The 1,674-nt window shown below is 76.3% G+C and carries 1 protein-coding gene; it reads left to right on the forward strand.

The genetic code is table 11. The features are described from left to right. Positions 1-123 precede the first annotated feature (123 nt). The coding region (locus G3I53_RS09130; protein WP_343240581.1) for a condensation domain-containing protein at positions 124-1,674 on the forward strand (1,551 nt) is incomplete at its 3' end.

A 1,674-nucleotide genomic window follows, 5' to 3' on the forward strand; every position in this document is an offset into this window, starting at 1 on the left:
CCGGCGGGCGCGGCGGGCCGGTCCGGTACGTCAGGAGGCTCCGAAGGATTCGAGGGATCCGAGGGCTCCGAAGGCTTCTGGGGCACCGCTCCGGCGACGCCGACCGAGCGGCGGCTCGCGGCGATCTGGTCGGCCCTGCTTCCGGTGACCTCCGTCGGCCGGGACGACGACTTCTTCGACCTGGGCGGCGATTCCCTGCTCGTCCTTCAGGTGTTCGACCGGCTCGCCGAGGACGGACGCCCGCTCCCCCGGCCGACCGTGATCTACCGTCACCGCACCCTGGCGGCCCTGGCGTCGGCCGTCGACGCCGCCGCCGGACCACCGGAAGCGGCGGGAGTACCGCCGGCGGCCCGGGTGCCCACGCCGGGCGACGAGCCGGCCGGCCACTCCGGGCCCTTCCCGGTCACTCCGGGCCAGCGCGGGTTCCTGCTGGCCGAGGCGATGTCGCCGGGCGCCGGCACGTGGCTGGCGCGGCTGCGGCTGTCCGGTCCGCTCGACCCGGACCTCTTCCAGCGGGCGGTGGACCTGCTCGTGGAGCGCCACGGCATGCTGCGCACGGTCTTCCCGGCCGGTGCCCGGCCCCCGGTCCAGCAGGAACTCCCCAACTCCCTGCGCCTGCCGGTGCAGTTCGAGACGGTCACCGGACGCGACGCGGTCGACGAACGGGCGGCGGCCGAGTCGCGACGGCGCATGGACACGTGGGCGTGGCCGCTCATACGGCTGCGGGTGCTCACCCTCGCTCCCCGGGAGCACGTGCTGCTGGTGCACGCGCACCATGTGATCGCGGACGGGTACAGCGCCGCGCTGCTGATGCGGGAGCTGACGGAGGTCTACGACCGGCTGACCCGGGGTGAGACACCCCTGCCGGATCCGCTGCGTGCCGACTTCCGGGACCACGTCCTGTCGGCCCACCCCCCGGCCGGCACCGGCACCAGCACCGACACCGGCCTGCCGGCCGGCACGGCGGCGGTCCCCGCCGAGGGGGCCGCCCCGTACCGGCCGCCGGTGCTGCGTACCCCCGCGCGGGGCGCCGCCGACCCGGGCTCCGCTGACCGGGACTTCCACGCCACGGAGTTCACGCTCGACGCGTCCGTGACGACGGTGCTGCGCAAGCTGGCCTCGGACGCGCGGACCACGCTCCACGTACCGCTGCTGACGGCCTACCACCAGGAGCTGGCGGTGCTGACCGGCAGAGGGGATCTGGTCGTCGGCCTGGCGGTGAGCGGCCGGGACGACCGGGCGGTGCCCGGCGTGCACCGTGTGTTCGGTCCGTTCGCCTCCGCCGTGCCGGTACGGCCCGCCGCGTCGCCGGACCGGCCGCTCCCTGACCCCGACTTCGGCCGCGCTCTGCGCCGGGTCGCGGCGGCCGCCGAGGAGGCCCGCGCCTCTGAGGGCGCCCCGGCGCAGCGCCACCCCGACGGGCTGCCCGTGACCGCGCAGTTCTTCTTCACCTTCCTGGACTTCGCGGCGCTCGCCCCGGCCGGGGACGGCGCGCTGCGGGTGTCGTGGGACGCCGGGGACGGAGCGTCGGCGTTCCTGCCGCCGTCGTCGGCGACGGATGTGTTCATGGCCGTACGTCCGGAGGCGGACGGGCTGCGCGTGACCGTCCGCGGCTCCGGGGCGGCGTTCTCGGCGGGCGCGCTGGATACCTTCGCCCGCGCGGTGCGCGACCGT

It is taken from the genome of Streptomyces sp. SID14436, assembly GCF_010548465.1.
GTDB lineage: Bacteria > Actinomycetota > Actinomycetes > Streptomycetales > Streptomycetaceae > Streptomyces.